This is a genomic window from Streptomyces luteireticuli, assembly GCF_041519305.1.
In the GTDB taxonomy this organism is placed as follows: Bacteria; Actinomycetota; Actinomycetes; order Streptomycetales; family Streptomycetaceae; genus Streptomyces; species Streptomyces luteireticuli.
Map to the genome: position 1 here is coordinate 81,663 of NZ_CP167929.1, position 25,960 is coordinate 107,622.

The 25,960-nt window shown below is 70.4% G+C and carries 26 protein-coding genes; 12 read left to right on the top strand and 14 right to left on the bottom strand.

The window, feature by feature from the left end; all coding sequences use genetic code 11:
- Window positions 1-460 precede the first annotated feature (460 nt).
- The 9 genes from AB8735_RS39110 to AB8735_RS39150 form a co-directional block, all read right to left on the bottom strand.
- Window positions 461-1,117 (bottom strand): hypothetical protein, encoded by a 657-nt coding sequence (locus AB8735_RS39110; RefSeq protein ID WP_372412642.1) that lies wholly within the window; start codon window positions 1,115-1,117, stop codon window positions 461-463.
- 151 nt (window positions 1,118-1,268) lie between these two features.
- On the bottom strand, window positions 1,269-1,805 hold the full coding sequence (locus AB8735_RS39115; protein WP_372412644.1) for a hypothetical protein: 537 nt from the start codon (window positions 1,803-1,805) through the stop codon (window positions 1,269-1,271).
- Window positions 1,806-1,901: 96 nt separating this feature from the next.
- Window positions 1,902-4,409: a DNA translocase FtsK gene (locus AB8735_RS39120; RefSeq protein ID WP_372412646.1), complete on the bottom strand. Its 2,508-nt coding sequence runs from the start codon at window positions 4,407-4,409 to the stop codon at window positions 1,902-1,904.
- A gap of 83 nt (window positions 4,410-4,492) precedes the next feature.
- Window positions 4,493-6,364, bottom strand: coding sequence for a hypothetical protein (locus AB8735_RS39125; RefSeq protein ID WP_372412648.1), 1,872 nt, complete (start codon window positions 6,362-6,364; stop codon window positions 4,493-4,495).
- A gap of 690 nt (window positions 6,365-7,054) precedes the next feature.
- Window positions 7,055-7,717 carry a hypothetical protein gene (locus tag AB8735_RS39130; RefSeq protein WP_372412650.1) on the bottom strand — a complete coding sequence of 221 codons (663 nt, stop codon included), beginning with the start codon at window positions 7,715-7,717 and terminating at the stop codon, window positions 7,055-7,057.
- Between the two features lie 26 nt (window positions 7,718-7,743).
- Window positions 7,744-10,248 carry a DUF2637 domain-containing protein gene (locus AB8735_RS39135; RefSeq protein WP_372412652.1) on the bottom strand — a complete coding sequence of 835 codons (2,505 nt, stop codon included), beginning with the start codon at window positions 10,246-10,248 and terminating at the stop codon, window positions 7,744-7,746.
- Between the two features lie 162 nt (window positions 10,249-10,410).
- Window positions 10,411-10,635 carry a WhiB family transcriptional regulator gene (locus AB8735_RS39140; protein ID WP_372412653.1) on the bottom strand — a complete coding sequence of 75 codons (225 nt, stop codon included), beginning with the start codon at window positions 10,633-10,635 and terminating at the stop codon, window positions 10,411-10,413.
- A 247-nt stretch (window positions 10,636-10,882) separates the two neighbouring features.
- Window positions 10,883-11,197, bottom strand: a complete 315-nt coding sequence (locus AB8735_RS39145; protein WP_372412655.1) for a hypothetical protein — start codon at window positions 11,195-11,197, stop codon at window positions 10,883-10,885.
- Complete coding sequence (locus AB8735_RS39150; protein WP_372412657.1) at window positions 11,194-11,691, bottom strand: hypothetical protein; 498 nt, start codon at window positions 11,689-11,691, stop codon at window positions 11,194-11,196. The genes AB8735_RS39145 and AB8735_RS39150 overlap by 4 nt, the downstream gene beginning before the upstream one ends.
- 304 nt (window positions 11,692-11,995) lie before the next feature.
- On the opposite strand from AB8735_RS39150, the gene AB8735_RS39155 reads away from it, so the two are divergent.
- Window positions 11,996-12,793, top strand: coding sequence for a GntR family transcriptional regulator (locus tag AB8735_RS39155; RefSeq protein ID WP_372412659.1), 798 nt, complete (start codon window positions 11,996-11,998; stop codon window positions 12,791-12,793).
- An 11-nt stretch (window positions 12,794-12,804) separates the two neighbouring features.
- On the opposite strand, the gene AB8735_RS39160 is transcribed toward AB8735_RS39155, so the two are convergent.
- The 4 genes from AB8735_RS39160 to AB8735_RS39175 form a co-directional block, all read right to left on the bottom strand.
- Window positions 12,805-13,683, bottom strand: coding sequence for a phosphotransferase (locus AB8735_RS39160; protein ID WP_372412661.1), 879 nt, complete (start codon window positions 13,681-13,683; stop codon window positions 12,805-12,807).
- Window positions 13,683-14,987, bottom strand: a complete 1,305-nt coding sequence (locus AB8735_RS39165; RefSeq protein WP_372412663.1) for an XRE family transcriptional regulator — start codon at window positions 14,985-14,987, stop codon at window positions 13,683-13,685. Before AB8735_RS39165 ends, AB8735_RS39160 begins: the two co-directional genes overlap by 1 nt.
- A gap of 425 nt (window positions 14,988-15,412) precedes the next feature.
- Window positions 15,413-15,898 (bottom strand): SAM-dependent methyltransferase, encoded by a 486-nt coding sequence (locus AB8735_RS39170; protein WP_372412665.1) that lies wholly within the window; start codon window positions 15,896-15,898, stop codon window positions 15,413-15,415.
- Window positions 15,899-15,967: 69 nt separating this feature from the next.
- Complete coding sequence (locus AB8735_RS39175) at window positions 15,968-17,356, bottom strand: Tat pathway signal protein (RefSeq protein ID WP_372412667.1); 1,389 nt, start codon at window positions 17,354-17,356, stop codon at window positions 15,968-15,970.
- A 337-nt stretch (window positions 17,357-17,693) separates the two neighbouring features.
- Between AB8735_RS39175 and AB8735_RS39180 the strand changes: the two genes are divergently transcribed.
- The 7 genes from AB8735_RS39180 (at window position 17,694) to AB8735_RS39210 (ending at window position 22,580) form a co-directional block, all read left to right on the top strand.
- Window positions 17,694-18,599, top strand: coding sequence for a hypothetical protein (locus AB8735_RS39180; protein ID WP_372412668.1), 906 nt, complete (start codon window positions 17,694-17,696; stop codon window positions 18,597-18,599).
- A complete protein-coding gene (locus AB8735_RS39185) occupies window positions 18,596-18,991 on the top strand; it encodes a hypothetical protein (RefSeq protein WP_372412670.1) in 396 nt (131 codons plus the stop codon). The genes AB8735_RS39180 and AB8735_RS39185 overlap by 4 nt, the downstream gene beginning before the upstream one ends.
- 81 nt (window positions 18,992-19,072) lie before the next feature.
- Entirely contained in the window at window positions 19,073-19,282 is a 210-nt protein-coding gene (locus tag AB8735_RS39190) for a DUF5999 family protein (protein WP_372412672.1), read from the top strand.
- On the top strand, window positions 19,279-20,133 hold the full coding sequence (locus tag AB8735_RS39195; protein WP_372412674.1) for a hypothetical protein: 855 nt from the start codon (window positions 19,279-19,281) through the stop codon (window positions 20,131-20,133). The genes AB8735_RS39190 and AB8735_RS39195 overlap by 4 nt, the downstream gene beginning before the upstream one ends.
- Entirely contained in the window at window positions 20,126-20,776 is a 651-nt protein-coding gene (locus AB8735_RS39200) for a DUF6624 domain-containing protein (RefSeq protein ID WP_372412675.1), read from the top strand. The genes AB8735_RS39195 and AB8735_RS39200 overlap by 8 nt, the downstream gene beginning before the upstream one ends.
- Window positions 20,773-21,402 carry a DUF6624 domain-containing protein gene (locus AB8735_RS39205; RefSeq protein ID WP_372412677.1) on the top strand — a complete coding sequence of 210 codons (630 nt, stop codon included), beginning with the start codon at window positions 20,773-20,775 and terminating at the stop codon, window positions 21,400-21,402. The genes AB8735_RS39200 and AB8735_RS39205 overlap by 4 nt, the downstream gene beginning before the upstream one ends.
- Window positions 21,402-22,580 carry a GntR family transcriptional regulator gene (locus AB8735_RS39210; protein ID WP_372412678.1) on the top strand — a complete coding sequence of 393 codons (1,179 nt, stop codon included), beginning with the start codon at window positions 21,402-21,404 and terminating at the stop codon, window positions 22,578-22,580. The genes AB8735_RS39205 and AB8735_RS39210 overlap by 1 nt, the downstream gene beginning before the upstream one ends.
- 82 nt (window positions 22,581-22,662) lie before the next feature.
- Here AB8735_RS39210 and AB8735_RS39215 read toward each other — a convergent pair whose 3' ends face one another.
- On the bottom strand, window positions 22,663-22,860 hold the full coding sequence (locus tag AB8735_RS39215; RefSeq protein WP_372412680.1) for a hypothetical protein: 198 nt from the start codon (window positions 22,858-22,860) through the stop codon (window positions 22,663-22,665).
- 116 nt (window positions 22,861-22,976) lie between these two features.
- Here AB8735_RS39215 and AB8735_RS39220 point away from each other — a divergent pair, with 116 nt between their 5' ends.
- The 4 genes from AB8735_RS39220 (at window position 22,977) to folE (ending at window position 25,931) form a co-directional block, all read left to right on the top strand.
- A complete protein-coding gene (locus AB8735_RS39220; protein WP_372412682.1) occupies window positions 22,977-23,978 on the top strand; it encodes an endonuclease/exonuclease/phosphatase family protein in 1,002 nt (333 codons plus the stop codon).
- A 125-nt stretch (window positions 23,979-24,103) separates the two neighbouring features.
- Window positions 24,104-24,514: a 6-pyruvoyl tetrahydropterin synthase family protein gene (locus tag AB8735_RS39225; protein WP_372412684.1), complete on the top strand. Its 411-nt coding sequence runs from the start codon at window positions 24,104-24,106 to the stop codon at window positions 24,512-24,514.
- The gene (locus tag AB8735_RS39230; RefSeq protein WP_372412686.1) at window positions 24,511-25,257 is read left to right on the top strand and encodes a 7-carboxy-7-deazaguanine synthase QueE; all 747 of its coding nucleotides are present in this window, start codon (window positions 24,511-24,513) and stop codon (window positions 25,255-25,257) included. Before AB8735_RS39225 ends, AB8735_RS39230 begins: the two co-directional genes overlap by 4 nt.
- A gap of 44 nt (window positions 25,258-25,301) precedes the next feature.
- Window positions 25,302-25,931 (top strand): GTP cyclohydrolase I, encoded by a 630-nt coding sequence (gene folE / locus AB8735_RS39235; RefSeq protein ID WP_372412688.1) that lies wholly within the window; start codon window positions 25,302-25,304, stop codon window positions 25,929-25,931.
- Window positions 25,932-25,960 lie beyond the last annotated feature (29 nt).

The window sequence follows — 25,960 nt, forward strand, 5'->3', positions numbered from 1 at the left end:
ATGGGTCTGGGTGTCCGTGGCCGGGTTGTGCCGAGCGACGCAGGGGAGGGTTCCGGACTGGGTGGCGGGGCAGCCCCGAGATGTTTCCTAAGACTGTACTTCGAGGGGGGTGGGGGTGTCAAGACTTAGGAAGCGTCCCGCTCGAACCCCCGGCGTGCTCACGGGTGTTCCGCCGGTCGATGGTCGTAGTGCTGTCCGCCTCTGCGGCCCGCGCGAGACCGGCCAGCCCCCTGCTCGAGGCTGTGCTGAGTCAACGGCTGAAGGGCATCGCCATGGTGCGGGGGCGATCCGGGTCACGGGTGCCGTCAGGCCCCGCGTACGCCGGACGGGCGGTCACCAAACAGATGTTCCTGCTCGGTGACCGCCCGTCTGGTCGGTGGAACTCTCAGTGCTGGCGCTGTCCTTCGTCTCGCGACGGGCAGCGGCGTCGGCGCCGCGGCGAAGGCGCCCGGGTCTGGTGCTACTTCGCGTGCAACAGGACGTCGGCGACCGGGTCTGCGGTGTTGCGGTAGCGCGAGCCGACATCGGAATTCTGCTCGACGCGCCAGGACCCGCCCTCCTGGACCAGCCGCAGGGCGTACCGTGACGGCTCCTCACCGTCGCGCCGGAGGGTGGCGAGTACTCCCTTGCCGGCGGGGTGGGTGCGGGAGGCGACGACGTCCTGGACGTTGTCGACGGAGACGGTCAGCGGTGGCCGGCCGCTGTCGGTGTCCTGGTCCTTGAAGTAGCCCTCGTAGGTGCTGACGCACCCCTCGGCAGATCCCCCGTCCTTGCTGTAGTTGGGGCGCGCCGACGTGGTCTCCAGCTCGCACATCTCCTTGGGCCGGGCCGGCTTGACCATCCACGCCTCCATGTACCGCTTCGCGACCGCGGCCACCGCCTGCCGGCCGTCGTCGGCCGGGGACTCCTCGGCCGCGGTGCCGTGGCCGGAGGACCCGCAGGCGCACAGCACGCTGATGGCCGCGGCCGTCGCGGCGGCGGCCGCCAGCTGCCGTCGGGTGCGGGATATGGCGCTGCTCCTGCCGCAACCGGTGCCCGCCTCTGCAGCGGTGCCGGTCGGGGTGAGGATGCCGCGCCGGTCACGCTCGCTGCCGGGCGTGGCCAGGCGCTCGTCCATGCCTAGGTCCTTTCCTTCGGGTTGAGGCCTACGGTGGCCACGGGTCGTACGGTACGGGTGAGTCTGCTGTGCCGGGAGGCGTTCTTGAGCCTCGTGACCAGCCGATGCGCTGGGCTGGCCGGTCTTGTGTGCCGGGGAGGGGCTGCTGGTCCTAGCGCCAGGTGCCGCGGACGGTGCCTTCGAAGGTGCCCCGGCGCTTGCGCCCGCCGAAGGCGATCCGCAACGCGACGCCAACGACGACGGTGCCGGCTACTACCTTCAGGACGGTGACGGTGGCAGCCCAGAGGGCTGCGGCGCCCGCAGTGATGGTGCCGACGATGTCGGAACCGTACACGCCGCCCAGCACGGTGACGGCGCCGGCGCCGGTGAGATAGGCGCTGAGCCTGATGCGTGCGCGGTGGGCCGCCAGCCAGTCCGGACGGCCCTGATCGTCCGTGTCCGGGGAGGCGTCCGCCTGCCCGGCCGGCGCGGGCGGGGCTATCTCGCGGACCACCTCGGTGGTTCCATCGGCGTGGGTCCGGTGGGTCTCGCGGACGGTGTACCCCTCGGGGACCACAAGAGGCGCGATTCCCGGGGCAACCGGGCCGGGTGTGGGGACGTGGCGTGCGGGGGCGTCGTCGTACGCTTCGGCCAGCAGTTGGCGGGCACGTGCTTCGTACTCGGTGGACTGGGCGGGCTCGGTCGTCATGTGCGGGGAATCTCCTTGCGGTTGAGGGAAGCGTCGGCCGGTGGTGTCGGCCGGTCCGTTCCGTGGGGCGGGAGCTGTCGCTGCGGCCGCGAAGGGTTACTCCTGTGCCTCGTGCTTGAGGCTGGCGAGCAGGGTGCCGAGGCCGTCGGCGGCGACGAGGACCTCGCGGGCCTTGGCGCTGTCGCGGGGGCCGACGACGTTCCTTGCGGTCATCTGGTCCATCAGCCACAGGGCCTTGGCGAAGCCGACGCGGAGCTTGCGCTGGAGCATCGAGACGGACCCGAACTGGGTGGAGACGACCAGCTCGACGGCGAGGAGAAACAGCTCGAGGTCCCCGCCGGCGAGGGGTTCGGCCTCCTCGGCCTCGCCCTCGTCCTGGTCTCCGGCGGCGGGGTGGTCCGGATCCGACCAGATATAGGGGGTCTTCTTGCCTCCGGGCTGGATGATCTGCTCGGTGGCGGCGAACCAGTTCGTGACCGACTGCCGCGAGGGCGGCTTCTCCTCGGGGTACCGCTCGGCGAGCGTCTTGATGCAGTCGTCGATCGTGATGCCGCCGGGTCCGGCCTGGCGGACCATGTCGATGACCTCGTCGCGGCGCGGGTGCTGCCGGGGCTTGGCGTTCGCGTCCTTGGCGAGCTTCTCGCGGTTCTCCGCGGCATGTTCCGTCCAGCTCACCATCTGCTGAAGCGCGTTGGCGATGGCGGCCTCGACCGCCGGGTCCTGCGCGCCGGATCCGTCGGCCGGAGCCGACGCGTTGCCGGAGGCGGGCGGCTTCGGGCCGGTCCCGTACTTCTTGAGGTAGTCCTGGGGGGACGGAAGGTCGCCGAGCGGCTTGGGCAGGGGGAAGCCGCCCGGACCCTGCGGGCCGCTGCTGCCGGGGACGGCCGGCGGTGCGGGCGGGGCGGCCTGCATCGTGGCCGTGCCGCCCCCGGGAGCCTGTGCCGAGGGACCGGTCGTTGCTGTGGCGGGGTGCTCCAGGCCGTAGGCGTCCAGCAGCCAGCCGATCCGCTCGGGGTCGGACCACCGCTCGGCGTACCCCCACCGCTCGGCGACGGCCACGGCCTCGGCGTCGAGGTCGGGCCGGATCTGCCACCGTTTGGCAGACATCTGCTCGATGTCGTCGCACTCCTCGTCGTCGTTGATGAAGGCGATACGGCCCTTCTGCGGCGGGTCCGTGGGTGCCATGAGCTGCGTCTTGCAGTAGCAGGCGCCGTTGCCGGGCAGCGCGGCGAGATTCACCTGGTGGTAGAAGTCGGGGAAGACGTACTGGCCTTCGCCCCGGCGAGGGAACCGCAGGCCGAACACGGTGTCGTACTGGGACTCGATCTCGCCGCCGCCCGTATTCGGGCCGGTGCCGCGCTGCGCGACGTCGACGTAGTCGATTGCCGCCTTCCTGCCCTTCTTCACACCACGCGTCTTGGGCTTGACCGCGGCCGTGGACCAGGCCATCAGGTCGGAGCCTTCCTCGGTGATGACGATGATGGCCGGCCGCTTCCGGCTGGGCACGATCTTGCCGCCGCGCATCGTCTTGGCCCGCTCGTCCGCGATGTCGTGCGCCGCGTTGTACATCCGCACGGCTTCGTCCTCTGTGATGGCGACCCAGTCGATCAGCGGCCGGTCGATGACGGTGCCGTCCTTGTCCTTCCAGCCCTCCACCCACGGGCGGACCCAGCGCTTGGCCGTGTTGCCGCCGGCCATGTCGACCATCCAGATCACGGCGTCGGTGCAGCGGGCCAGCAGCGAGATCAGCACGTGCAGCAGCACCGACTTGCCGCTGCCCTTCTTCCCCGCGATGAACACCGAGTTCTGGCGCATCAGCAGCTCGATGGGCTCGCCGCTCTCCAGCATCCCCAGCGTGAGCGGCTCGTTGATCGTGAGGGGGTGGTCGCCCGGCTCGAGCGTGACGAGCTCGGCGAGCACATTGCGGGTGGAGACCGACAGGTACGCCTCGTTGGCCATCTCACCGGGCCGCAGCGTCAGCGAGCCCGGGCGCACCCCCGCCTTCATCTCCAGCTTCTTCAGCAGCGGGAGCAGGCCGTCGAAGTCGGTCTCCGTCAGCCGGAGCGTCAGCTCGAACCCGTTGTGGGAGGTGTCCTTGCGTTCGACGACGACGCCGCGCGCCCCCGCTGCCGCGAACAGGTCGGCCCAGTCCGTCAGCGGCCGCGCCAGGGACGCTTCTTCCTTCGCCCACTGCGCGGCGATCTCCTCGCCGCGAAGGAAACGGTCGAAGCTGTAGAACGGGCCGATCACCGCGGTGGCCGCGCCCAGGACGCCGGCCGAGGTCAGGGTCCACGGGGTGCCGTGGGCAGTCCAGTTCAGCCAGGCGACCGCTGCCCCGGTCCAGATCCCGCTGAACGCGGAGTGGAACCACCGGGCCTTCGTGCTGCGGCCGGGCCCGCCGGTGCGCAGGTAGCGGGCGGTGGCGGCGGCTATGACGCCGCCGACCGACCCGATACCGAGCAGGTCCAACGGCACGGCGTGGCCCAGGTCCTCGACGGTGCCCAGGCCGACGCCGCCGAGGTAGACCACCCCGGAGGTGAACAGCGGTGTCGAGAACACCCCGTGCACCCAGGGGGTGGGCTCCCGGTCCTGCTTGCGGGACATGGTGCAGAACTCCTTCAGGTCAGTGCGGGCGACGCACGGGGCGCAGAGCCCGCGCGGGGGAGGGGGACTGGGGCCTGTTGCGGCTACGTGTTGCGCGACTGGTCCCACTTCGCGGCCTGGTAGCTGGGCTCCTCCAGGTTGCGGATCTGCTCCTCGTGGATCTGCCGGTAGGCCACGTGAACGGCCTGGATCCACCCGCCCAGGTCGCGGAAGCGCGTCCCGGCATCGCGGTGCATCTCGGAGACGGCCGCGCTGACACGGAACTCCGACTCGGTGACTGCGGCCACGGTCGCCATCAGCAGGCCCAACTCCTCCGCCAGCGGGGCCAGGTGCTCGATCGTCATCTCGTAGCCGACCATCGAGCCGGACGGGTGCAGCTGGATGCTGGCCCCGGCCTCCCGGATGGCCGCGGCCGCGAACAGCAGCGGCATGGCGTGTACCTGCGGCGCTGCCCAGGAGTGCATGGGGATCACCGACCCCCAGTTCGCCGATATATCCCACTTGCGGCCCTGCCATGTGGGGTTCTCGATGTTGTCGAGCTGCTCGGCGTGCACCTGCCGGTACACCACGTGCGCGCCGTCGATGAACTCGCCCAGCAGGAGGAAGTGCAGCGAGATCTCCCGGAACGCCCCGGGAACGGCCGCGTTCACCTTGAACTCGTCCTCGGTGACCGTGGCGATGCACTGCAGCAGCTCGAACATCGCCAGGTTGAGCGACCCGAGGTGCTCGATCACGGCCTCGTAGCCCTTCATCGAGTCGGCGGGCGCGGAGGCGAACGCCACTCCGGCCAGCCGGATGCTCTCGGCCGCCCGCATGAGCGGGTAGGCGTGCTGCACGGGCGAGTTGTCCACGGGAGTACTTCCCTTCGGTGAGATCGGTGAGGCAGGCGAGGGGACCGGCTGGTGCCCTCCTGCGGCCGGCGCGTTGGCGGCCGGCGTGCCGCCCGGGCCCGCAGCCGCCGAGGCGGGGCGGGACGTGGCGGTCTTGTAGATCCAGGCGTTCAGCCACCCCCACTTGCGCGAGAGGGTGACCAGTGCGGCCGCCGGGCTGGTGGCCCAGGACAGCACCCGGCTCAGCGGCCGGAGCCAGTTCGGGCCCAAGGTCGAGAAGCGCACGCCCTTCAGGGCCGTGTGCACGCGCAGCACCGTCCGTCCGCCGAACCGCAGCACGTTGGCCAGGCCCTTGCCGCCGTGCCGCCGCACCCTGCGGTACACGGCGCGCACCGGCTTGCCCGCCGTGCGCAGTCGGCGCCGGAACGCGGGGCTGGTGTGCCGGGTGTAGAACTGGCCGGCGGCGGCCGCGAGCTTCAGGTGCGGCTGCTTCCAGGTGTACCGGCGGTGCCGCGGCGCCTTCGCCGAGCCGACCTTGCCCTTCTTCCCGGCGCCCCGGCCCTTCTTCGGCTTCGCGCCGGTCGCGGGGCCGGTACCCGGTGAGGCCGTGGCGCCCTGCTTGCGCCGCTTGCGGAACAGGCTGAACCTCGTGCCCCTGGCACCCGGCGCCGTGGCCTTCCCGCCGCTGGCCCCCTTCTTCTTCGCCTTCGTCGCGCCGGAGGTGCCCGCAGCAGTGCCCTTGCCGGTATTCTTCGCCGCGCCCGCGCCGCCCTGCGGACCACCCTTGCCCTGGTTCCGCTTCCCCGCGCCCTTGCCGCCAGGAGCGATTCCGCTTCTACCGTTCCTGCGGCCCAGAAGACCACCCCACGCCCGGCGCGACCCGGCCGCCCCAGCGGGCGTACGGGACTTGCCGCCCCGAGAGGAGGCGCCCGGCGCACTGCCCGGCGCCGCTCCGCGCCCGCCGTTCACACCTGCCGGGCGCGTCGCCCCGCCGAACAGGCTTCCCTTGTGCGGCTTGGGCCCCGTCAGGGCCCGAGCCGCCCCTACGGTCTTCCCGAGCGTGCGGGACGCCGAGTTCGCCGGAGCCGAACCGGCACGCGAGGACATCCCCTTGACGGACCCCATCCCGGTCGGCTTCCGTGCCGCACCGCCCGCCTTGCCGGAGCCGCCACCACGCCGCGGGGCAGGAAGGCCACCAGACCGCCCCGGCCCGCGGCCCGGGCTCATGGCGCGCCCCGGCCCGGCGCCCCCGGTGGACCGCACCGCACGGCCCCGCCCGCTGGCCGCCCTGGCCGTACGCCGCGAGGTCTTGATGACAACGGCGGCCGTGGCAGAGGCCGCGACAGCCAGGAGAGCGAAGACCACGGCCGGCAGGCCGAACTGGTGGACCAGCCAGCACAGCGCAATCAGCGCACCCAGGACCCCGCCCGGGATGAGCACCCCACCGACCTCACCCTTCCGTGACGCAGAGCTACCGCGAGCAGAGCGAGGAGCACCCGCATCCGCCGGCGTGGCCACGCCTGGCGCCAGGACCGGTGCCGCGCCGGGCGTCGGCGCGGTCGCCGTCGGTTCGGCGGGCGCCATGCCGTCATCGGGGGTGCTCACGGTGCTGTTCCTCCACTCAGGGGCGGGCGATGCTCGTAACTTTGCGTGGTGGCTGTGATGTGAAGCTGTGGCGTCAACGTCAACGTCGAGCAGCCGCGTCAACGTCAAAATTGCTGATCAGAGGCGTATTTTCCGGCCCTGAGAAGGATTTTGGGGCGCCTGCGTCACCTTGGCGTCCTTGACGTTGACGTTGACGCACCCCGCTTTACATCACGCATGGTGACTGTCGGGGTGGGGCTTGTCCGGGCCGGAGGGGGCTGCTGCTGCGCCCGTGCGGCCGGGGCGCAGCAGGTCCAGCGCGGCCTTCCACAACGGCGCACGGCTGCTGGCGGGCGCCGTATCCGCAACGTCGCCCTGACCGGCGGGAGAGCCGGGGGTGGTCACTGAATGTGTCGATCCGTCAGGGGTCGGGCCGGTGAGCGCGCGAGGAGCGGCGTCGTACGGCGGGTGCAGGCACGCGTCGACGGACAGCGGGCCGTCGAGGTCGAGGTCGGCGATGTCGTAGTGGACGACGGTGCGCAGCGGCGCCTCCAGCGCGGCGAGCTGGGCGCGCGTGTCGCCCGGGTGGCGGCGCAGTATCTCGGCTTCCAGCCGGTCGAGAGCGGAGCTCAGGATGTCCCGGGCGCCGCGGGCCGTCGCCGCGGTCAGCGTGGCGGAGGACACGGGGGTGGCGCCCTTCGCGGGGTGGTGGCTGTCGAGGTCGGCGAGGCCGAAGTGGATCGTCATGCGCAGCGGCAGGTCCAGGGCCTTGAACTGCGCGTCCGTGTCCCCGGGGTGTCGGCGCCGCATCTCGGCAATGATCTCGGTGCGGGCGGACCGCAGGATGTCCTTGGTGCCGAGAGCGGTCTCGGCCTTCAGCTCGGTGTACGCCACGGTGGTCTCCCTTGGGTGTCGGCGGGTCAGTTCTCGGTTCCGGTTCGGGGTCTGGCCTGGGTCTCGGTCTCGCGGGGGGTCTCGGTCGCGACCACGTGCCGGCGGCCGGTCTTGTACAGCGCGCGTGCTGCGTTCAGGCGCTTGGCGGCGGTGGCCCGGGGCCGGCCGGTGATGGTCTCGGCCTCACCCGGCTTCTTGTCGGTGCCGAGCTTCACGGTCTCGGCACCGCCGCGAGACCACATCGCATCCAGCAGCTTCTGGATCTCGGACTGGATGGGGCCGAGGTCTGAGACCTTCGTGGTCCCGGTCTCGCTCTTCGGGGGAGACTGCGGGGTCTCGGTCTCGCGAGACTGGGTCTCCACCTGCGGGTTCGCAGTCTCGCGAGACGTGGTCTCGCCGGTCTCGGCCGGACGGGAGGTCTCGGTCTCGCGCCTCCGCCGACGGCGGGACCGGGTCTCACGAGACTCGGTCCCGCCGGTCTCACGGGACGTGGTCTCACCGGTCCCGGCAGTCTCGCGAGACCCGGTCCCGGTCTCGCCCGGTCCCGGACGAGACCCCGGCGAGAGCGGTATCCCGGTCTCGGTCTCGGCCTTCTGCTCGGCGAGGGTCTGCGAGACCGGGATACCGAGACGGGCGAGAAGCAGCGGCCGCAACTGCTCTTCGGTGGCCTTCCATCGCCACTTCCACTTCCCGTGCTTCTGCTTGAGCTTGCTCAGGTAGACCACGCGCTCGCGCTCCTGCTCCAGGGCCTCGTCCAGCCCGCGGATCTTCCACACCCGCATGCGACGGACGAGAGAAGCGGTGGAGGGGAACGCCAGCAGCCAGCGGTCCAGGCCGACCGGCTCGATGTGCCGGCCGCTGCTGATCGCGGCGACATGGGCCACGGCATGCCGGCCGCCCTCGGTGGCCAGGACGAACAGCACCGGCATGACGGTGTGCATGCCGACCGCCACCGGATCGCCCCAGCTCGCCGAGGCGTTGAACCAGATGGTTGCGCCTGTCAGGCCCCAGGCGGCGTGCCGCAGGAGCGGGAATGCCATGCGCCGCCAGGTCAGCAGCAGGTCGAAGGCGAGCAGGACGATGATCCCGGCGTCGACACCGATCGGCAGCCAGTTGGAGAACCCGCCGAAGCCCTTCTGGATCGCCAGGTCGCGGACGGCCGTGTAGGAGCCGGTGAAGCCGATCGCGCCGATCGCCGCGGCACCGAGGATGATGACGCCGATCAGCACCCAGTGGACCCAGGTGACCTCCTCGCCACCGGTCCGCCGGCGCTCGAGGCGCTCCTTGCGCTGTGCTTCCCGGTCCTTCCTCTTCAGCTGCCGGGCCTTCAGTTTGACGACGGTCGGGTTGAGCGCGTCGGCCATCTTCTGCTCGGCCTCGGCGGTGAGAGCTGCGGCGGCCTCCTTCTCCTGCTCCGCGGCGGCGCGCACGGCAGCAGCGGTCTCGAGGTCCTTCACCAACTGGACCCGGATGAGTTCGGCGTTGTCCGTGGCCGCCTTGATGCGCTGTGCAGCGATGTCCTCGGTGTAGCGCCGAACAGATTCCGCTTCTGCCTGAACCTGCGTCCGCAGCTGTTCCGCTTCCTCCTGCGCGCTGGTGCGCAGAGCAGTCGCAGCGGCCTCGGCCCGCGCGCGGATCGCCTCGGCGACTCCCAGGGCCTCGGCGCGGGTGCGGTCGGCGTCCTCACGGGTACGACGGGCCTCAGCCTGGGCCCTGCCGACGTCTTCGGCGGCGAGAGCACGGGCGCGGTCGGCTTCCGCGGTCGCGTCGGTACGGATCTGCTCGGCGTCGGCCCGGCCGGCCGCCAGAGTCCGCTGCGCATCGGCGAGGACGTCATCAGCGCGCCCGCGGGCCTGGCCGAGGATCCGCTCGCCTTCGCGCGTGGCAGTGTCCCGGATCTCGTCGGCCTCAACCTGCGCGGCGGCACGGAGGTCGTCCGCCTTGCGCTCGGCCTGGAGGCGAAGGTCACGGGCGAGCGCTTCCGCCTCCGAGCGCGCCCTCTCTGCACAGGCCGCAGCGCTGCCACGAATTCGGCCGGCTTCCTGACGAGCGTCGTCGAGGACAGCCGCGGCGCCGTCCTCGGCCTGGGCGAGCAGTTCGGCGGCCGCGGTCTCGGCGTCGGCCGTCGCCTGCTCGACGAGCTTCTCGGCCCTGCTGCGAGCGTCGTCGAGGACCGCGGCGGCCCTCCCCTCGGCGGCGGACCGGACCTCGTCAGCCTCGGCCGCGGCCTCGGCGAGCAGCTCGGTGACGGTGGACTCGGCCTCCGCGAGGGCCTCGGCCCGGGTCGTCTCCGCCAGACGCTCGGCGTCCTCGAGCAGGGTCTCGGCTTGGGCGCGCGCCTCAACGAGCACACGCTGGGCGGAGTTGGCCGCCTCCGAGCGCAGGGCATTCGCCTTCTGCTCGGCCTCGCCGACAAGGCCGTCGGCCCTGAGACGGGCCTCGTCCAGGACCGCCGATTCCAGCGCCGCGGACGCCGCCTTCTTCGCAGCGGACTTCCTGCTGCGATTCTGGGACGGGCTGGTGCGTGGCATGACAGGCGGATCCTCTCGGCGGAGCTGACGGTGCTGGTTGTGCGGGCGGAAGCCCGCGCCCCTATGGGCACTGCGAGTACGTGGTGCTGTCGGTATTCGTCTGCACCCCGGGACGGCGGGGGCAGGCCCCGGAAGGGCGGTTCAGTCGCGGGGCGCCCGGGATCAGAGCGGATCGCCGGGGTCCGGGCGGGGGTCGGCGGCGCGCAGAAGCTTCTGCCGGGTCCGGGCGGTCTTCCCGCCCGAGACGCCGTACTGCTGGTCCGCACGGAAGGACATCGCCTCGGCCAGGCACTCCTCGCGGACCGGGCAACCGCTGCAGATCGCCCGGGCCTTGGCCGTGCTCCTGCTGCCACCACCGGGAGGAGGAAAGAAGACTTCGAGGGGCATTCCGTCACAGGCACGGACACCATCGCGAGGGATCAGGACGGCCACGGCGCCCCGTCCTCACGCTGCCGGTTGCCCGCCGGCCCGTTCCGCCAGGCCCGCAGGACGCGCGCCCGTTCACGGGCGTACTCCTGGGCAGCGAGCGCTGCAAGAGCTTCGTGGACAGCCCGCTGATTCGGCGTCCAGGAGCGGGGATCTCCTTGAGTACGGCGAAAGCCGGCCAGAACCTCGGCGAGGGGGCCCGGAGCAGTCACTGCTGCTCCTCCTCGCGCCACGCCGAGGAACCGTCGGTGTCCACCAGCCCGTCGTCGCTCGCGAGAATCTCGCGCGCGACGCGGAGCAGTTCGGACACCACGGGGTCATCGGTGGTGATCTGTCCGAGCACATCCAGCGCACGGTTCCGGCGGAACCGGAGCAGCTGCGCCTCGTCGGCGAGTTCGGAGCAGGAGGAACGCAGCTCCCGGAGCTGCACCACCGTGATCACGCGCATCAAGGCCAGCGCGAGGGAGTCGTCCTGCAGCGTCTTCAGCGTGGCGGAGCGGATCAGCCGGAGCGGGACCTTCATATCGCCCACCGCCCTGCAAGCGGCAAGGTAACGGAGCGCCCCGGCCCTTCGACCGCGGTCACCAGCTTCTCCAGCGCCACGGCCGGCACACACATGGACGGCACCGTGACCTTCAGACGGACAGTCCCCCGGCCCATCCGGCAGACGACAGTGCCGCCACTCGTGATCCGCGTGATGCCCGCCGCCTCAAGCACCCGCACGAAATCGTTTAGCACCGCGGCACCAGTCCGGGCCGCCACCAACTCGGCGTCGACGGACCGAGACGTGACCGTCACCGATACCCGAGCGGTCGCGCCGGCGGTGACGTGGCCCGCAACGTTCACGGCCCCCAGGCGCACCCGGCCCTCGGAGCACGGACGTTGCCGAGCCTTCAGTTCATGCACCGTGAGCAACTCGGTGGTTAACCGAGTGGACGGTGTGCTGGAGGCCCTGCCCCTGCCGTCGGCGTCCCCCCGCAGGTTGCCGGGGGAGAGCGCACCCATCAGATTCGGCACAGCTCAGCTCCTCAAGTCGTGAAGTGTTCGGTTCAGGCCCGCCCTGCTGCGCAGTCACGCCCACGAGCAGGGCTGTTCGCCCGGTGGATGCAGCCCAAAGAGGTGCAAATACAGTCAGTCCCGCGAATAGATCTAGATCTATTCGCGGGACTGATCACACCACGAGGAGGGGCGAGAGGTCAATAGATCTGAATCTATTGAGGTTCGGGGGAGGGTGGGTGCCCGGGAACTGGTCGAACGCGATGAGGGCGTGGCCTAACCTGGCGGCCAGAGAGCAGTACGAGCTGAGGAGACCTCAACCCCGATGGCCGAGCCCCGGACGCCGAAATGGCAGAAGCTGGCGGACGACCTGCGCGGCAAGATCAAGGACGGCACCTACCCGCCAGAAACCGTCCTGCCGAAGATCGCCGACTACGCAGCTGGCCAGGGCGTCGCCTACGCAACCGCTCACCACGCCTACAAGGCCCTGGAACAAGAGGGGCTCATCCGCCAGAGCCGGCGCGGCGGGTCCGTTGTATGCGACACCCCGTCGCGGCAACGCCTCGTCCACAATGGCCTCGTCACGCGCGACACCGCGGGGTACCACTTCACGGACGCCGGCCCGGCGGACGACGCCTGGGAGATCAGCGCCCCGCGGACGAGCTCCGAGCCGGCACCCCCTCGCATCGCAGAGCTCCTGCGCCTGGAACCCGGCCACAAGACCCTTCGGCTGCAACACGTGGCAGCGTCGGCAGGACAAGACCCATGTCAGCTCGTCGAAACTTGGATCGCCCCTGCGGCCGCTGAAGAGGCCCCCCACGTGGCTGAGCCGTCATCAGGGCCCGGCGACTACCTCGACCGGCTGGAAGAGGCTGGCCATGGGCCGCTCGCCTGGGAGCGCACATGGGGTGCCCGCATGCCCAGTCGAGAAGAAGCCGCCATGCTGCGCATCTCCACAGGGGTGCCGCTTCTCGAGTCCACCACTGTGGGAACCTCTGCCCGAACGAACACGCCGGTGGAGGTGACGATCCGCCTGATGCCAGGCGATCGCTGCGAGATCACCGAACACCTTGAACGTGACGAAACAGCGCAATGGCCAGTGAAGCCCGCGGAGTATGCCTAGCTTGGTCGGAATCAGAAGGTGTTCCAGCGTGCGTTGCGGTTCCCGTCCTGGAGGGTGGCAATCCGGTGATGGAGCTGGGCAGCGGCACGTAGGTCCCCTGCGTCCGCGCGCTTGATGAAGGCGCCGAGGGTGTGGAAGTCGCGGATGGCGACGAGAGTGGAGAGGCCGCTCCAGGCGGACGCGTCATAGCCGTAGGCGCGAGTGAATGCGTTGATCAGTTGCTGCGGGCGGCCGAACCTGACCGCCCCGTGATGGGTGCTGGCGAGGTCGAGCTCGCGGGGGCCGAGGGCAGCTTCGTCCCAGTCACCGAGCCGGACGGAGGAGCCATCCCAGATCAGGTTGCCAGGGTAGGCATCTCCGTGAATGAGCCCAGTGCCGAGGGGGAAGTCCAGACGGCTGTAGGCGTCCAGGAGTTCGCGGGTGGCTTCGGTGAGCCAACTGCGTATCTCCGCCGGGAGACGGCTCCGTCCGATGGCGGTGCAGAGCGAGGCGAGCGGTTGGTATACCGGCAGTGCCATGGGCGGGGGCGGGAGGTCGTGGAGCTGGCGCAGAAGCCGACCGAGATGTTCAGGGGCGGGCTGGTCGCGGTTGTGCTGGGGGTAGTACCGCCAGAAGTTGATCACGTACGGCCCGTGGGTGAATGGCTGTGCGACATCCAGCGGTTCGGTCGCGGGGTAACCCTGATCCACGAGCCAGCCAGCCAGAGCGACGCCCCTGACGATGGCATCGCTCTTGGCGCGGGGGCTGACTCGCGCCACGGCGTCCTCGTTGGGTAGGCGGTAGACGGAGGTCGCGTGCTCGCGTAGGGGCATCAGACCTCGCGCATCGATGCCGAGCGCGTGGCAGCCGGCGCGGGCGGCGTCTTCTGGCTGTGTGGTGATGGTCGTCATCACGTGGACGCTATCGGGAGGACGCTGCTGATGACCTCGTATCCCCGGGTGAGCTCGGTCAGTTGCTGGGCTTCACGGCTCTTGACAAGGGCTGGCTTCTGGAGCATCGCGTCCACACGGTGGAGCCCGTCCTCGAGCTGACGGATGCGCAGGGCTGGCGGCAGGCCGAGGATCCGTTGTAGGTGAGCGCCAGCGGAATCGAGGTCTCCGAGGGCCAAGCGGGCGGTGATGACGTCGATGAGTGCGAGGGCCTCGTCGCCGTACGAGCGCTCTTCTGGCGGTCCTGAGGCGTATCGGCGAAGGGCTTCGGAGGCATGGTGTTCCGCTTGTTCGTGGTCGCCGAGGAGACTGTAAACGGTTCCGGCGTAGTAGTGCTGCTTGGCGGGTGGGAAGCTGAGGATGCCGCCGAGATCACTGAGTTCGTCTTCGACGGGGCTCTGTGTCTGGGCGTCCTGCATGCGTTCCAGGGCGGTCAACGCGCGGTCGCGGTCGCCGAGGCGTGCTGCGGTGCGGGCCTCGATGGCCGCGATGCGGATGCGGGACTCGCCAGGGGGAGCTAGCTTGTCGGCTTCTTGGGCCAGGGCGAGAGCGCGGCGACGGCGGGGAGACCATTCGGCGACCAGGGCATCGGTGCCGCGCGTCCAGGCCTGGAGCCCACGGTGGTCGATCTGTTCGGCGCACGTCCAGGCCGTATGCAACTGCGCTAGTGCGGCCGCCTCGTTTCCCATGTTCTGCGATGCGTGGGCGAGAAGGAGGCACGCTGTTCCTCCGAGCAGGAACAGCCTTTCCCGGTGGGAAATGTGCTGCTGACCGTGGATGAGGTCGAAGGTTCGGTTCCTGACCTTGCGCAGGTCCTTGAACAGGGGGCGAACGGGGGCGTGCACATAGTCGATCGCGATCCGACAGAGCTCGGTGGACAGCCGGTCCAGCTCGCTCTCGTCGACATTGCCCGGAGCGATCAGCCGTGCGAAGGCGAGGGACTCCTCTGCTGCTTGTTCCGTGAGGGAGTCGACTGGCTGCACAGGTCCTGCGTTGGTGCCTGCTGTTGAAGTCTGCGGTCCTAGCGGAAAGACGGCGAGAGGGGTTCCCAGCGCGTGGAGAAGGACGTCGAGCTTGTTGATGTCCGTGACACGACTCTTGCCGCATTCCCACTGCGACACGAGGCTCTGACTGACCCCCAGAATGGTGGCCAGCTTGAGCTGGCCCCACCCAGTGTGCTGGCGAATCAGCCTGCATAGTGCACCGAAGTCGTAAGAGGCTAAGGCGTCTCGAACGTCGTTCTGATCCCAGACCTCTTCGGGCACCCCGCTCGACCGCCGCCCAGGGGTCCTACGGCCCCGGACGCCGGGGTTGTAGTGGCCGTCGATTCCGTGTCGACCGAGACCGACCTGGCGTTCCTCGCGCCGTGGCATGCCCATGCGCATTCCCTCGCTGTCCCCCGGGCGCCGGCCTGATCGTCGGGGCCGGCGTTGTTGTGGACCGTTGCTGCCGCCACACCGTATTACGTATTGCAATATGCGCTGAATACGTACGCGTCGAAGAGTTGACGGGCGGCTTCCGACGGAAGCCGGGGCTCCGTCGACCCTTGGGGGATTCGGTGAACGTTGCCTGCGCGCGGCGCCGGACCCGGCGCCAGGTGACCTGTGTCCTTCCGGGAACCGAGCAGGGCCGCCACGAAGCACGAGCGCTATCGGGGGCTCCCGCACAGCGAGCACGCTGTGCAGCGCCGTCAGCGTCCGGTCGGGTCGTCCCAGTAGTGCTTCAGCATTTCACCGGGCCAGTCCGGCTGCCGGAGCGAGCCGCGGGGGCCCAACTCCTGGAAGTAGGGGGCAAGGTCGACGATCGGCGTTCCGTCGACCGCGTCCAGGTCGGCCACGTGGAGATCGAGGCCGTCCACGCTCAGGAGGCGGGGGAAGCTGGTGGCCAGCTGGTTGGGGCGGCGGTGGTTGCGGTGGACGAAGGTGCCGGTGGCTGGCCAGCGAGGGTTGTTGCGGGGGCTGCGGGCGTGGAGCGCGATGTCCTGGGGCGAGGCGCGGTGGAACTGCCAGACGACGATGAGGTGGGAGAACTCCTCCAGGCCCTGGACGACTTCGAGCGGGTAGGCCGGGTCCAGTCGGATGATGGCGCGGGTGCCGCCCCAGTGGTCGTCGGTCGGGTCGACCCGTCCTCCGATGACGGTCGCGATGGGCTCTACCTTGATCGGCTCGGCGTTCATTGCCGTCCCTTCTCGTGCCTGCGGCAGGACTGTGCCCTGGCCGGGTGGCTGACGGTTGCCATGGCCCGGTCAGGCTACTGGGCGCAGGATCTTCGCGGCGCGGGCATCGACCTCGGCGACGGCTGGGATGCCGCGGTTGCGGAAGGGGGAGAGCACACGGCGCATGGTGGTCACCGTGTCCCGGGCCCGGCCGGACTGGATGCCGTCCATGGCGTCGAGGGCCCGGGACCAGGTCGCGCAGGCTGCTTCGACGCTGCCCTGCTGTGCCTGGACCGCGCCGAGGTATCCGAGGGTGACGGCGTGGGTTCGGGTGAAGGCGGTGGCCTTCCTGGTGCGGACGCTGCGCACGAACTCGGCCTCGGCGCCCTTGAGATCGCCCAGGTCGCGCAGGGCGCAGGCGGTCTCATGGGACAGACTCGCCTCCTGGAAGAACCACACCCGGCCGGGCTCGGTGTCTCCCGGGCGGGCGGCATCGAGGTCGCGGTCGGCCTGCTGGAGGGCGGCCAGGGCTTCCTTCTTGCGGCCGGCAGCGGCCAGGGCGCGGCCGTGGACGACGCCCAGCAGGGCACGCTCGCGCGGGGAGGCGAGGGTGTAGCGGTGGCGCTCTACCGATGCTTCCGCAAGGTCGAGGGCCTGCTGGTGGTGGCCGAGGTAGACGGCCTGGTGGGCCATGGCCCGCAGGATGTGGGCGGCCAGTGTGGGGTCGTCGGCTTCGGCGGCGAGCTTGGTCGCCAGCGTGAAGTACTGCTGGGCGATGGTGTGCTCGCATGCGTCGAAGCCCATCCAGCCGCTGAGGTAGGTGAGTTCACCGACGACGGACAGCATCTCCCGCTGCACGGTCTCGTTGGGGTATCGGCCGCTCAGGCACTGGGCGACGTCGGTGTGCAGGTAGGCGACGACGGCCAGGCGGCCGTGACCGCCGCCGCGGCGTTGGTCGCGCAGAGAGAAGAACGCGAGAAGCTCTCGGACGGCGTCCACGTCGCTGCGGCCGACGAGGCGGCCTGCTCCCGCAGGGCGCTGCCGCGCGTGCGCGGCCGTCGTGTCCCACCAGGCGGTATCGGGCAGCGCGAGGCCCGCGACCGAGTAGGCGGCGGCCGACAGTATGTGCCGACGGTGCATGTCCATGTCGTCTCCCCCGAGTTCGTGAAGGGCAGTGAGTGTGTCGGCATCCCAGCCCAGAGGCTGCGTGGTTGCCGGGGACGCAGCGGCGAGCCCGATGTCGGCAAGGGTGACAGGGCGGGCGAGCCCTCTGGAGAGCGTCTCGCACAAGATACGAGGTGCCCGGCCACTGGGGATCGCACCCAGGACCCACAAGGAGATGTGCGAGCGAGCGATGTGCGTCAGCTCGTGGGCCCCGGACTCGGCGGCGACCTTCACGAAGCGGGCCGCCACCTGGGCCTGGGTCCACCCGGTTTCGCTGATCACGGCCGCCAGCCGGTCGTTGCGCGTGCGCGCCATCGTGTCCTCCCGCCCTGGAAACGATCTTTAGCACCGTTAGCGCGGTTGCTGCCCTCGGCTGCATACCCGCGCGGCGCTTGTCGCGGTTTGCTCAACGTACCCACAACTGACCTTGCCCCGAAGGGGATTCGGTGAACGTCATGTCCGCGGTGATCACGAGCCCCGTCCGGCCCACGTTCGCGCTACAGCCCGGCCGGCGCGCCCCGCTGGATCACGCAGCTCGCAGCCCCGACCGCCTCACGCCGTCCGCGATGGCCATGCTGCTTCCCCCCTTCGACAGCGCCCGTAGCCCCGGCATAGAGCGCACCGCGGGTCCCGGTGAGAGAGGAGAACGGCTGTGAGCGCATCGCTGGTGGTCAACCGTGCCTGTGCGGCCGCGGCGGGCGAGACCTGGGACGCCGTGCGGATGCCGTCCGATCTCGCGCGGCGCGTCTGTCGGGTCTTCGCCGCGCACGGCCTGCGTACGGGCCCGGTCCTGCTGGACGAGCGAGGCGGCTGCGTCTACTTCTTCGTCGCGGCGCGCGTGCTCGCGAAGAGCGACGTCCCGGGGGCCGCGCTGCTGAGGGACGATGCGACCGTTGTCCTGCCGCCCCCACGCTGCAGTGTCCAGGGCACACCCTTTGGCCTGCGATGGCTGTGCCCGCCGGACGAACGCGGGGACGGGATGGTCCCATTGGCTGACGCCCGTCAGCTCCGCACCGTTCTCACCGGCATCGCCGCCGACAGCCCCCCGTCCGGATCCCAGGTCCCCGGGGAGCGGGGCAGCAGGCTCGTCGGCATGGTCAGCGCGCGCCGGGGCGCCCCGGCAACCGGCGCGGAGGATTTACGGATCGATGAGGACGGCGAGGATGCCATGGTCTCGGTCGACTGGGGAGAACCGGCACCGCTTCCCGCTGACGTGTCGCAGGTCGTCTGGGTGTGCGAGCGGCACGGGCGCAGTCCGAGGACGACGGAGGTTCAGGTGCTGCGGGAGGGATACAGCCCCTCTCACCCGCAGGCCGCTGTGCGGTGGCTGCACACCGAACTGCGGACCTATTCCTCCTTCCTCCCGCCGCGGACTGCCATGCTGCTGGTCGAATGGATCACCGATCCCGCCAGCCGGACTGCTCACACGGCCGCCTGCCGGGACGGGCGCCGCCTTCGGGCCGGCATCACCATCGCTGGCATCACCTCCGTCTGGAGCATCACTCCCGCGATCACGGGCACCGTCGCGCAGTCCCTGCCCCGGAGGGGGCCGGTATGACTCCGGAGGAACTCGCCGACGGCTGCTGCTGGCTCGGCCCCCACCCCGCGCAGCGGCAACTGCACCACGTCGGCGTCGCCGTGACCGCTGGCACACACCTGCCGCTCTTCTCCTGCGCTCCATGTCTCCAGGACCTGTTGCGGCAGGTCCGCGCCGGCCAGGGCGGACGCTGCTGGCTGTGGTGCGGCCGGCTCCGGACCACGACGCTGACGATTGGCACGCTTGAAGCCGCCGGTCTCCACACCGATATCCACGCATGCCCGCAGTGCGTGTGGCTGGTCGAGACCGCGGTCGTCCTGGCGGCCCTCCGCAAGGACGGATCACTCAGCCGTCCCGGAGCCAGACGCTACGAGCCGCTGGTCCCCAGCGGCCGCCGCCCGCGCGCCGCCTGACGGCACACCCCACCCATGACCCTCGCCTGCACCGCTCTTTCGCGGCGCGGGTCTCCACCGCCGAGTTGCCGAGGAAGAACGATGCGTACGTGTCCGCACTCGCCCGCGTGCCCGAGCGCGCAGGCCTCCGACCGCGAGGCCGCGCACCCCGTGATCACCTACCCCCAGCAGGGATGGGGGCTGTGCTGCAACGGGATCATCCGCTTCGAGGACACCGGCCTGCTCCTGCCCGACGGCTCCATCATCCCCCCGTACCGCCCCACGCCCCACACCACCGGGGCCGCCGCATGAAGCAGGTCACCGCCACCACGCTGCCGCCGTCCCTCGCGGCACTCCCCGGGACCTGGAGCAGCACGTGCGCGCCGATGAACCCGCAGGACGCGTACACGCTCGCGTGCCCGCCGGGGATCGCCCGGGCCTTCGCCGCCGCTCACGCAATCGAGCCCTGGCTCGGCCGGCGCCTGATCCGCCCGATGCTCGCCGACCTGGCCGCCACCGGGGCCTGGGCCTACAACGACCGAGTCGACATGTACCTGCTGCACGACGCCGCAGGCGACGGCGAGCGGCTGTGCCACGCTGTTCTGCTCACCCGGACCGGACGCGCCCTCCAGCACTACGCCACCGCACATCCGGACGCCGACTGCCCGTCACCCGCCCCGCCCGCGCCCGCAGGAGAGTCCTGTCTCGCCGACCTCCACAGCCCCGCCCTGCCCCCGCGGGGCATGGCGAGTCCCTGGCGGCACGTGCTGCGCACCAGTGCCGCCCTGCCGGTCAACCTGTCCGCGACCGCCTTGCGCGCCGTCGCCCGCGTGGAGACCGGGAACAACCAGGTGACGGACACCTCCGTCGTACCGGCGTACCTGGCCGCGGCCGCCATCATCCGAGGCCGCTTCACCGGCCTCGTCCCGGACCACCCTGGGCACTACCACCTCCACGACGGATCCGGCATCACGCTCGGCCTCGTCTGCGACCTGGACCACAAGCCCCTCGTGACCCACTGGCGCTACGACGCCGGCCAGCCCAAGGCCCGCGCAGCCCACTCGACGCCACGAGCCGGCCACGGAGACCGTTCCCGTAGGGCGCGGCCGGCCACCAGCACCCGCGCGCGGCACCCTCAGTGGGGAGGCCCGCGGCATGCGTGAACTGCTCGCCCACGAACACCCCCCAGCCCACCAGCCCGACACCACGTACACCTCCGGGCTCTCGTCTCCCGGGCCGTTGAACCGCGAGGTGGCAGCGCTGCTGTGCCGTCTGCATCAGGAGGGGCTGACCGCCCGGACGACGCGCGACCGGGTGCCCGTCAAGGACGAGCTGCTGACCATGGTCCGCTGGGAGCAGCGAGCAACCCGCGAACTCGCGCAGATCCTCCACACCTACGGCTGGCCGGGACCCGCCATGGTCGGGGACGTTGCCGCCGAAGCCGCGTGGTGGTCGGTCCTGATGAGCGACCGGTACCTCGACTTCCAGCGCTTCGCCCTCCACCTGCTGACCGAGGCCGTCAACCACCAACGAGCCCCCGACCGGCACCTCGCCTACCTGACGGACCGCCTGCTGATGCACGACGGGCAGCCGCAGCTGTACGGCACCCAGTACGTGCTGCTGCACGACACCACCGTGCACCTCCACCCGGTCGCCAGCCTCGAACTGCTGGCCGAACGACGCCACCGCGCGGGGCTGAAGCACGAGCGCCGGGATGCCGACATGCACCTGCTGGCCCTGACCCGAGGCCCGCTGTGGGGCCCGCGCCCGGCCAGCACGCTGCCCGCGTCATGGAGGATCCGATGACCCTCACCCACGACTCCATAGCGGCCGCACCCGCCCAGACGCAGGAAGCGGACGCCCCCGCGGATGCACCTCCCGCAGCCTCGGCGCGTGCAGCGACGACGGGCGCCGTGGTCCAGCGCCCCGACATCGCCGACGACCTGCTCAACCGGGCCACGACGGCGAGGCAGTACCGACGCCGACTGGCCGCCGACTTCACCGAGACCAAGCTCGCCGCGATGCAACAGCTCGATCTCGCGAACGCCCGGGTACTCCACCGCATCGTCGACGTCCACGGATGGCCCGGGACCCATCTGGTCGGCGTTCCCGGGGCCGAGGCCGCGTGGCAGATCGCACTCCACGCAGACGGAGACACAGCCCTCCAGCACACCGCGCTCCAGGCGATCCATACAGCAGTCGGTCAGGGGACCGCGCGGCCGGATCAGTGGGCGCGCCTGTACGACCGGTGCCGTGTGAACAGTGGATTGCCGCAGGTCTACGGCACCCAGTACTGGTACCGGCCCGGAGTCGGCGTCCAACGCCACCCGGTCACCGAACCCGAGCACCTGCAGACCCGCCGTGCCGGGGTACAGCTCCCGCCGGCCAACGACCGCGACGCCACCCCGTACAAGGAAGGACAGACCGGCTGATGTCACACCAGGACCCGCATCCTGCCCAGGCAGACCAGCTGGGTGCCGACCTCGAGCGGTTGCGGCAAGCCGTCTCCACGCCCACGGCATCTTCTCCCGCCGCCGTCGTGCGTGCCCACAGCACGCTGGACGAGATCGCCGGACGGTGGAAACAGACCGCGCACGAGTACCGGGCGGCGGCAGCAGGGTCCGCGGCGGACCAGGCACGGTGGGAAGCACTCATCGCCTCCGCCTTCGCCTCGACCCTGCGTCGCCACGGGCCCCAGTACGAGGATGTCGTCCTGCGGAGCTTCCACGTGCGGGCCCTGCTCCGTGCCGTCCGGGACAGTGCCCCGCCGACCTCCTCCGTGGCCAGCATCGCCGCGCGCATCACCCAAGCCGTCGCGGACGGCACCTACCCGCCCGGCTCCGTACTATCGCCGGGGAACGTAGCCCGCGACCTCGGAGAGCGGCCCGAGCGCGTGCAGTTGGCTCTCAGCGACCTCGTCGCCGCCGGCAGGGCCGAAACCTCTGGCCGCCGCATCCTCGTCGCCCGTCTCGGCGGGCACCGTGACCACTTCGTGCGCCACCTGGCCGACCAACTCGTCCAGCAGATCGCCGCTGGTCTCTACCCGCCCGGCACCCCACTACCGCCACGGCGCAACCTCATGCGCAGCTTCGCCATATCCCAACCCACGATGACCGCCGTCCAGGACCTTCTCCTCGCCGAAGGCCGGATACAGGTACACAGAGGAGGCAGGAGCCCGATGGTCGTCGACGCGCTCCCCACCGCAGCGGCCCAGCTGACGCTCCGCCGCCGTGAGCCGCCCTCTCGCCAAGGAGCCGCTGTCGTCCCCGACTTGGCCCGGGTCCCGGAGATGGCACGACGCATCCGGGCATGGCGCCGAGGCCGTTCCAGCCCGACGCGGGACATCCTTGATCAGCATCTCGACGAGCTAACTGACGCCCTCCGCTACCTCATACCGTGTGTGAAAGCCGCCACCACCGCGAACCCGGCGCCGAACATCGTTGAACAGCGCCGGTATGCATGGCGTATTGCCCACGCATGCTGGCTGGAGACCGCCACCCCCAGCGAAGACCTCGAACTGCGCGTGTGGCACGGAGCATGCCTCAGCAACGCTGTCGAAGACCTTCTGCGTATTGAGGGCGTGGAGGTGATCAAGAATGCGGCAGCCTGACCAGTCCACCACCGCACATCCAGCCATCGTGCTCAAGGTCACTATGAGTGTCACCGGCCACGTCGAACTGTCGGCCAGTGGTCTACCGGTACGCGTCTGTCTCCATATGGGCAGCCATGCCCTCGCCCTGATCCAGCAGGCTGCCTCGCTGTTGAGCCCTGTCCAGGTCTGCCACGCCCACCATGTCGTCCATGCGACCGTCACCCCGGACCATGCCGCTGTGCTGGAGCGCGTCCCCGGTGTCTTGGCTGATGACGGCGTTGCTGGCTGCGTCCACCATGTTCACGGTGTCGCGCCGCCGAGTACCGTGATCGGCCCACCGCCTAGTTCGCCTGTGGTTCGCCTCCCCGACGCCGGGATGGTGCTGGCTGGATCTGCGAGGTACGGGAGGGAAGCGTGGGCATAGCGTCCGGTGAAGTTGTCCGCATCGTGCTGATGAACCTGGAGCACGACGGCGGCCCCGAGGACGAGCCCGGGGTGCTACCCGCACGGTGGCGGCAGGCGTACGAGGAGGTTCTGAAACCGCTTCGGCCTGACTGGCTCGGGATGACGGAGCTCACGTACTCCCAGACCAGGCCGGAGGCCACCGTTGGCGAGAAGGCCGCCGCCGAGCGGCGATGGCGAGCCGCCCAGCAGGCGCTGGGAATGCGCGGTTTCCGCGCGAAGATGGGCCAGGGCCGGAACCCGGTCGGCTTGCTGGTACGGGAGTCCGCCTTCACCATCGGCACCCAGTACCACCATCCGAAGACCTTTCGGACGCCCCCGGCCAACGTGGTGCTGCGACTGCCCGACGTCCCCGAGGTGTCGATCATCACGGCTGTCTTCCACAGCAGCTTCTGCTCGCCGGCCGGTCGGGAGGCGGAGGAGTACGAGCTGACGGCGCTGGTGGACAAGGTCAAGATGCAGCACGGTGCCCGGCCTGGCCTTTCACGCGCCGCCTGCTGGCTATTCGGAGACACCAACGAGTACCCCGTGCCGACCGGCGAGCCGCGACCGGAGATCGACTGGGACTCGCCTGACATCACGGATCTGGTGCATCGATGCCACCGCGCCGTCAAGCAGCCGGACGGGACGTGGAAGAGCTGCACGTTCTTGGACGAGATGATGCACGACTGCGGCATGCACGATCCCGCCCGGTTCGCGGCCCGTCGCCTCGGCCAGCCCGAGGCACTGTCCGCGACGGCCGGGTACGCCCGCATCGGACAGGGTGGTGAGAGCCGCATCGACCGGGGCTATATGGACGCCTGGACCGTCCAGGCCGTGCAGGAGGTCACGGTCGTGGACATGGCCGGGATCAGCGACCACCACGTCATCGTCGTGGATCTCGCACGGCGCAAGCTCATCGAGGCTCTGCGCAGGACCTTCGCTCCGCTGGAGCCCTGGGAGCTGGTCGCATGAGGAGGAGGGACCGCTGCCGGGGACCACCTCTCAGGCTGGCTTCCAACCGACGCGAAAAACCAGCGGTTGGCGAGACCGACGCGCCAACCTTGCCCATTCGCCCGTCGACCGTGAAGGACATGTCCATGGACGCCAGCGCTCTACCGATGCCGTCCGGAACGTTCACCATCGGCAAGACCTTCAACTTTGAGGCCGGCCACCGGCTGCCCGGCCTGCCGCCTGAGCACAAATGCTCCCGCCAGCACGGGCATAGCTACGAGGTCGAGGTCATCCTGACCGCGCCCGAGCTGGAGGAGCCCGGCTTCGTCACGGACTTCGGGGCGCTCGCCCCCTTCAAGATGTACCTGGACACCGAACTCGACCACCACAACCTGCACGAGGTCCTCCCCTTCGAGCCGACCTCGGAACGCCTGGCGCGGTTCCTGGCCACCTGGTTCATCCACAACGTCCAGCCGACGATCTCCGGCCGCCTGGTCGCTGTCCGCGTCCGCGAGACCGCGCGCAGCTGGGCCCGGTTCGACGTGAAGGCACAGTGACCACGCCGGGCCCGGCCTCCGCGGCACTACCGGCGAACGACGCCGGGGCTTGGCTGATTGTTGCGGAGTGCTTCGGCATCGAGAGGCCGACCTTCCAAGGGGAGGGCCCGAGCTGTGGGCACCCGGCTCTGTTCATACGCCTGTCCCGGTGCAACCTGACCTGCACGCGATGCGACACGAAGTACACCTGGGACTGGTCCCAGTTCGACCCGCGTCAGGAGTCGACGAAGCGGGCGGTTACGGATCTGGTGGCCTGGGCCGCTTCCTCGCCGGTCGAGCTGGTCGTGATCACCGGTGGCGAGCCGCTGATCCAGCAGCGCAGCCTGGTGCCCCTCGTCCAGGGGCTGCTGGCAGCCGGCAAGCGGGTCGAGTTCGAGACGAACGGCACCATCGCGCCCGACTGCGCGCTGCTGGTCGACGGAGTCCGGTTCAACGTCTCGCTGAAGCTCGCCAGTTTCGGGGTGGAGGAGGGCAGGAGCATCTCGTCCGCCGCGCTGCAGGCCTTCGTGGCCTCGAAACGGGCCGTGTTCAAGTTCGTCGCCTCCTCGGTCACCGACCTCGACCGGATCGCCGAACTGGCCGACGCCCACCGGCTCGCGCCGGTGTGGGTGATGCCGGAGGGCACCACCGTGGAGGCGGTTAACGCGATGACCCGTCTCCTCGCGGACGCGGTCGCGAGGCGGCACTGGTACTTCACCACCCGGCTGCACGTCCTGGCCTTCCCCGACGCCCGAGGCCGCTGACCGGCGTGCCTCCTTCTCCATCCTCCGGAAGAGAGAAGTCGCTCATGACGAGCTCCGTCGCCAGGCACATCCCCGCCGTACCCGCGCCCACCCAGCCGGCCCCGCGCATCGACACCAGCAGGGTCGCCGACCTGATCAGCCAGCTCCTGACCGAGCTGGGCGAGGACCCCGCCCGCGAAGGTCTGGCCGGCACCCCGGACCGGGTCGCGGCCTGGTGGCACGCCTTCCTGACCCCGGACGCCGCCGCCGCTGCGGCGACGTGCTTCACCGAGCCGCACGTGAACGGTCAGCTGGTCGTCGTGGGCGGCATGAGCGTGTGGTCACTGTGCGAGCACCACATGCTGCCCATGAACCTTCAGGTCGCCGCCGGATACGTGCCGGACGGCCAGGTCGTGGGCCTGTCGAAGTTCGGCCGCATCGCACAGCGGCACGCCGGCCGCCTGCAGGTCCAGGAGCGGTTCACCCGGCAGGTCGCCCAAGAGGTCGCCGGCGTGATCGGCAGCGGCGACGTGGCCGTGGCCGTCCGCGGCACGCACCTGTGCATGAGCATGCGGGGCGTGCGGATGGAGGCCGCCCGCACCACCTCGCTGCACCGCGGTGGACGGTTCGAGAGCGACGCGGTGCTCTCCCAGCAGTTCCTCGCCCTCGCCACCGACCAGTGGAACGCGGCCTGATCCCCAATCAGCGACAGGACCAAGGAGGA

Coding starts and splice junctions, on each gene's coding strand:
- AB8735_RS39170 (WP_372412665.1), bottom strand. CDS start 15,898: ATGAACGCCGAGCCGATCAAGGTAGAGCCCATCGCGACCGTCATCGGA.
- AB8735_RS39185 (WP_372412670.1), top strand. CDS start 18,596: ATGACTCCGGAGGAACTCGCCGACGGCTGCTGCTGGCTCGGCCCCCAC.
- AB8735_RS39120 (WP_372412646.1), bottom strand. CDS start 4,409: ATGTCCCGCAAGCAGGACCGGGAGCCCACCCCCTGGGTGCACGGGGTG.
- AB8735_RS39225 (WP_372412684.1), top strand. CDS start 24,104: ATGGACGCCAGCGCTCTACCGATGCCGTCCGGAACGTTCACCATCGGC.
- AB8735_RS39110 (WP_372412642.1), bottom strand. CDS start 1,117: ATGGACGAGCGCCTGGCCACGCCCGGCAGCGAGCGTGACCGGCGCGGC.
- folE (WP_372412688.1), top strand. CDS start 25,302: ATGACGAGCTCCGTCGCCAGGCACATCCCCGCCGTACCCGCGCCCACC.
- AB8735_RS39135 (WP_372412652.1), bottom strand. CDS start 10,248: ATGCCACGCACCAGCCCGTCCCAGAATCGCAGCAGGAAGTCCGCTGCG.
- AB8735_RS39205 (WP_372412677.1), top strand. CDS start 20,773: ATGACCCTCACCCACGACTCCATAGCGGCCGCACCCGCCCAGACGCAG.
- AB8735_RS39200 (WP_372412675.1), top strand. CDS start 20,126: ATGCGTGAACTGCTCGCCCACGAACACCCCCCAGCCCACCAGCCCGAC.
- AB8735_RS39145 (WP_372412655.1), bottom strand. CDS start 11,197: ATGAAGGTCCCGCTCCGGCTGATCCGCTCCGCCACGCTGAAGACGCTG.
- AB8735_RS39195 (WP_372412674.1), top strand. CDS start 19,279: ATGAAGCAGGTCACCGCCACCACGCTGCCGCCGTCCCTCGCGGCACTC.
- AB8735_RS39115 (WP_372412644.1), bottom strand. CDS start 1,805: ATGACGACCGAGCCCGCCCAGTCCACCGAGTACGAAGCACGTGCCCGC.
- AB8735_RS39175 (WP_372412667.1), bottom strand. CDS start 17,356: ATGGCGCGCACGCGCAACGACCGGCTGGCGGCCGTGATCAGCGAAACC.
- AB8735_RS39215 (WP_372412680.1), bottom strand. CDS start 22,860: ATGGTGGACGCAGCCAGCAACGCCGTCATCAGCCAAGACACCGGGGAC.
- AB8735_RS39140 (WP_372412653.1), bottom strand. CDS start 10,635: ATGCCCCTCGAAGTCTTCTTTCCTCCTCCCGGTGGTGGCAGCAGGAGC.
- AB8735_RS39160 (WP_372412661.1), bottom strand. CDS start 13,683: ATGACGACCATCACCACACAGCCAGAAGACGCCGCCCGCGCCGGCTGC.
- AB8735_RS39210 (WP_372412678.1), top strand. CDS start 21,402: ATGTCACACCAGGACCCGCATCCTGCCCAGGCAGACCAGCTGGGTGCC.
- AB8735_RS39155 (WP_372412659.1), top strand. CDS start 11,996: ATGGCCGAGCCCCGGACGCCGAAATGGCAGAAGCTGGCGGACGACCTG.
- AB8735_RS39190 (WP_372412672.1), top strand. CDS start 19,073: ATGCGTACGTGTCCGCACTCGCCCGCGTGCCCGAGCGCGCAGGCCTCC.
- AB8735_RS39125 (WP_372412648.1), bottom strand. CDS start 6,364: ATGGGGTCCGTCAAGGGGATGTCCTCGCGTGCCGGTTCGGCTCCGGCG.